At 45.7% G+C, this 5,010-nt stretch carries 4 protein-coding genes; 1 reads left to right on the top strand and 3 read right to left on the bottom strand.

Annotated features, from left to right (window positions below; genetic code table 11):
* Nucleotides 1–1,191 (bottom strand): hypothetical protein (locus EBR25_12295; protein NBW41764.1); only part of this gene is annotated, 1,191 nt, incomplete at its 3' end.
* Nucleotides 1,188–3,458 (bottom strand): ATP-binding protein, encoded by a 2,271-nt coding sequence (locus tag EBR25_12290; protein NBW41763.1) that lies wholly within the window; start codon nt 3,456–3,458, stop codon nt 1,188–1,190. The genes EBR25_12295 and EBR25_12290, both read right to left, overlap by 4 nt.
* 224 nt (nt 3,459–3,682) lie before the next feature.
* Here EBR25_12290 and mtnB point away from each other — a divergent pair, with 224 nt between their 5' ends.
* On the top strand, nt 3,683–4,327 hold the full coding sequence (gene mtnB, locus EBR25_12285; protein ID NBW41762.1) for a methylthioribulose 1-phosphate dehydratase: 645 nt from the start codon (nt 3,683–3,685) through the stop codon (nt 4,325–4,327).
* Nucleotides 4,328–4,424: 97 nt separating this feature from the next.
* On the opposite strand, the gene EBR25_12280 is transcribed toward mtnB, so the two are convergent.
* Nucleotides 4,425–5,010: hypothetical protein (locus tag EBR25_12280; protein ID NBW41761.1), on the bottom strand; the 586-nt coding region annotated here is incomplete at its 5' end.

The raw sequence follows: 5,010 nt of genomic DNA, 5'->3' as shown, positions 1-5,010 counted from the left end.
CAGAACATCCTCAAAAAGAGCAGCATCTGGAACGAGCAAAGCACACCCGAATCCTTTCTCGATATCATTCTGAATCAAGCGCTTGAGCACCGGAGTTTTGCCAACTCCAGCACCACCCGCTAACAAAAGGTGTCGCTTTCTATCTTCTCGAAAAATGCCAAAATCCTGTCGGATGCCCCTCCAGTTTGTCTCCCCAACGGGAGTCACCTCTCCGGAGTCCAAAGGACTTGGCAAATCTGGCGGAGGACCCCATTTTCTGGACTTCACGGTCTTGAAGTGTAGCGCTTCGTTAACACCGGGCAGGTGCCAAAGCGCAGCTTGTTCAGCCATCGCAATCTGCATATTCGGTCTTCGTTTGCCGACCGTTCGTTTTCGAAGTCGCTCTAACTGGTCATAGCCATACTTTAAGTGAGTCATCACGAACCAGTTCCAGTGTACATCTTTTAATATACTCCAAGACCCTACTACTGACTGGATATATCGCTTCTGCTCTTCGCGAATAGCACTTGGATTGCCTTTCGTTTCAGATCCATCAATAACGCATCCAATGTGAATATTCGACCACATGAGGTTCCCACGAATCTTCTCATGTATGCCCTGAGCTTCTCGTTCTCGAACTTCTCGCTTCACCCAATAACGTGGAGAGAACCGACTTCTGAACCAGTGAATCCAAGTAGCAATCTCCAGTCCGTAATACGTACCTTTCACCGAGTAATGCGTTCTGCTTGTCATTTGAAAAAGCAATCGAACATGCTTGGGCAACTCAACTAAGACATTGAGGAATGGATGCATCGGATCAGCCTCAATAACGCGGTAGGTCTTTACTCCAAAAAGATTAGACCGCTTATACGTCATGTTCGCGACCGCTACATGCGACCCCTCTGATACATCTTCAAAGTACTCTGGAACCTCTATGACTTCGGCTTCAGGATATATCTGATAAATTATACCGAGAATTGCGGCAATATTATGGCCACTAGCAGTAAATCCAAAAGCTATCTCACCGTTTTCAACATACACTTCTAAAGAAAACGGATCGGGGCGAGAGTCAAGTATATTCTCCGATGCTTCGCCCCACTTCCGGGACATTGTCAGCACCATCGACGCCTCAACCATCGCATCTGAAGTAAAATACTCAGATCTTGGGAAAAGAATCCAAAACGTCTTTCGCTCTTCAGAGAGGAAACTCATGGCTTTCCTCCTGCATTGAACCGATGCTGCGAATCAGCAGTCATCCGCTCACGAACTTTTTCTCGAACGTCATCACCTTTCGCTACGCGGTCAACGTCAATAGTCCTGCCGGAAAATGGCTTAACAGAGTCTCCGCTCATAGTCATCAAGGCATAAAAATGTCGGAAATCTAAATGCATCAAATGATTGGCGGTAAACTCTTCCCGAAATATTTCGCTCATAAATGTGGCGTCACTGCCACCGAGTTGAAATGCAATAAAATTCTCAATCTTTGATTTAATGATTGTTTGTATCTCTTTTGGAATCTGCCCGAGTGTTTGATGCACAATCGTATAGCTGAGCCCCTTCTCCTTTGCCGATGAAAGTTGAGAAACGAAGCTGTTAGAAGCAAAATTCTGAAATTCATCGATATAAACATAAAAAGGCTCTGCCATACTCTTCTGTCCAGCATAAAACTCTGCTGCTGAATCAATGAGAGCGAGTAATAGCGATCCTAAAAGACTGGTATTCTTCGTACCGAGCATCTGCTTCGGAAGTCGTGCGATAAAAATCTTTTTGTCACGTACTATCTGCGGGAAATCATATGCATTCTCTTCTTGCTGCATTACATCCGAGACATAATTTGTCGCAAGCAGCATGGACAGTTCCGCACGAAGCCTCAGGAAAAACTCTTGCTTTAAAAGCTCGTCTAGCTGTGCCTTATTACGAGAAAAATACTCCTTTGCCTCGGTCTCCAAGCTCTTTGTGATGATTTCTTCTCTCAATATAGGATCAAGAAGCACCTGTAAAAGCTCTGAGATAGTTGTGCCTGGTAGTGACGTTACAACGAGGAGTAGATTCTTCAAGAGTTTTTGCTCTCGTTCTGTCGGTATGCCCCTTCCAATATCAGCGCAGAGAAATTGAACGAGCGTATTAATGAGAACCTTCCTTGTCTCGCCACGCGTCAGTGAAAAAGGATTAAATGCTTGAAGACAAGAGGCATCGGCAAAATCAAGGAGACAAACATCGGATAATCGAGATTCTGGAATTGCTGCCAGCACCTCTTCAGTTAAGTCTCCGTGACAATCAATAAGAGCTATTCCCTTACCTCTGACCAAGTCATCTCGCATTAGAAGCTCCACGAGCTTCGACTTTCCGGAACCTGATTTTCCCAAAACATGAAGTTGTCCGAGCCGACTAGCCCGAGCAATTCCGAATTTCTGCTCAATTCCCTGCACCGAGTTCACTCCAAAGACGCTCAAATCCGTACGTTGACCCGTCTGAACAACGCCAGCTGGAGGAGTTCCTATCGCGGAGAGAAAGTGCTTCACATGAGGATGCTGGCGAATCGGTACTGGGTGATAAAATGAGGCAACTTCATTACTCGTAAGGACAAACGGTTTACTGAGCCTCCGTTCCTGAAATGGAACCAGGGCGCTGCGATCAAATTTTGTTTTCTTACGAGCGCAAATACCGAGGGCATGCATATCAAGCAATCGGAGAGGACAATGAATCGCCTGCATGGAAAGCTCAAGCGCCTCTCGCTGTTGAGACTCGATATCTTTATCCCCGTGATGACGATTTTCCTCCCACAATAAGATTCTTAAATTGGCATGAAAGAGATGTTCTTTCATCCGAGCATTCCCCCAAAGATGTCGCTCATACGTTCCGGGCCAAAACCACTGATAGGGATTACGAATGAAAACGCTTAACCAGTGGTACATACTCAAGCGCATATGAAAATTGCGAAGAGGGGTATCTGGATATGGCTTCAAAACGAATTGTATAACGCATTGCTGAGTGGGTGGTAAAAGCGTTAGAAGATTTACCATTGGAGATAAGCTATCTACCATCAACTGCCGAAAGGTGAGGTACGGCATCGCATGCGAACAAAGAGAGCCGAAGTCAGATGCCAGTAAAACCGCATCTTCTGGTATGTCTTTGGTATAATCTTCCCGTTGCTGGATACGGCTACTCGGAAAAACAAGATGAAAACTACTCATCATCTGCTCTCGATCGCGTGGCGAACACGTGATGCCATACTCTACGACCTGACGCCTTGCAAAGAGTTCAAATGAAAAGGAGTGCTTTGCTTCTTCAAACAACGTCTGCACGGTTTCCGCGAATTCAGCGGTCCTCGGTATCTTGAGGAAAGAGTAATACGTTCCAGCAACATCGCTAAGAACTTCCCTGCCGTAAATAAGCGAGTAAAGTTGAGGTTTCGTATCTGACTCGGGCATGTCTAGTACATCGAAGGTTTTAATATTGGGGATGAGAGATTTCTCCATATTTTCAACTCTTTCGCTGAAAATAGCGCTGTCCCCTCACGTCTCAAAGAGCAATACGAAAATCTATGAATATGCTCTCAATCTGTACAGGATATCCCCTCTTCCTCTCATAGAGTACTGGAAGAAGGTAAAAACTCGAAGTGGAAATGGGCAAAAAGCTGGATTCTCGCCATCTCCCTGCCTATGATAACCCTCGCAGAACATAACAGAATGTGAGTGCCATTATGACCACCCCTGAACAGCATCGCGACACACTCTTGGAGCTCTGTGAGGCGATTACACGCATATCTGGCAAAGGGCTAACACCTGCTACTGGGGGAAACTTCTCGGTCAGAATATCTGAGGCAGAGTTTTTTATTACCTGTTCTGGTGTGGATAAAGAATCTCTTACTCCTGAGCATTTTCTTTTATGTCGAGTGCCAGATGGAGGACAAAGCATAGCATCCTCTCAGCGACCTTCTGCAGAGACTCTTGTTCATGCAGCGCTCTACTCACAGGACTCTTCTATTACTTCCGTGTTTCATACTCACTCTGTTCCAGCGACAATACTTTCTCATACTGAAGCTGACTCGATCCGACTGCAGGGATATGAGATGCAAAAAAGTATCCGTGGCTTCTCAAGTCATGAAGACACTCTAGAGATTCCTCTTCTTGCAAACACACAAGATATGAATAGCGTCAACAAGGTGCTTACCTCTTCATGGCAACGGTTTTCTCAAACACCCGGCTTCATCCTGAAACGACATGGGCTATACGCCTGGGGCAACAGCATTTTTGAAGCGACGCGGCATACAGAGGGATTTGAATTTCTCTTGCAGTGCGAGCTGCATACGGCAGGAGAAATCCCGCTGATGACAAGAGAAGCGTAACACTCATTATATGCATATGGGGCTTATGGTACTTGTCGAATACCTTTTCTCTATTCAATGAACAAAACAAACGTAAGTCGTTCTTTGCTTGTTCATCCTAGAGCCCCCCGCTACATGCATTACCGAAATTTTCCTGAGCTGCATTCACCGCCTGATTCCCGAAACAGAAGTCGAGATTGCTAAAAATCAGCGGCTGACACTGCGTTACCGATGAAAGAAGTGTCTGATTGCTAAAATCAAGTGAAACATGAATATCTGGTGTAACCCCGCAAGAGTACGCTGAGAAATCCAAACTTACATCTGGTCCCGTCTGGAAAAAAGAATCATTATTCATTTCTTCTGCAGACTGAATCTTAGTCGAGAGTGAACTACCAGGAGCTGCGGCATAGAACGTATCACGCCACTCTGCTACCCCTTCAAATGAATCATTGCCGCTGAATATTGAACGGAAAGCCCCCTCTCGAAAACGAATCTCTTCAGGTGAATTGCCAGAAAAGCGCATTACCGAAGTGTTCAGGAATGGATCTCCGCCATCGCCTCCTGACCGAGTTTTTACGTTAACTTGTCTTCCACGAATTTCCAGGTCCACTTTAAAAGAAGATTCGCCAGAAACAGCACCGGCCTTTGCTGTTCGAGGACGATCCTTATCGTACTGAAGAACTCCCCCCTTGGCTGGCCGAAGG

Source organism: bacterium, from assembly GCA_009926305.1.
Taxonomy (GTDB): Bacteria; Bdellovibrionota_C; UBA2361; order UBA2361; family RFPC01; genus RFPC01.
This window is presented reverse-complemented; position numbering and strand designations above follow the sequence as displayed.

What these genes read in the sequence shown, in the direction of transcription:
- EBR25_12290 (NBW41763.1), bottom strand. Translation starts at nt 3,458, where the DNA reads ATGGAGAAATCTCTCATCCCCAATATTAAAACCTTCGATGTACTAGAC.
- mtnB (NBW41762.1), top strand. Translation starts at nt 3,683, where the DNA reads ATGACCACCCCTGAACAGCATCGCGACACACTCTTGGAGCTCTGTGAG.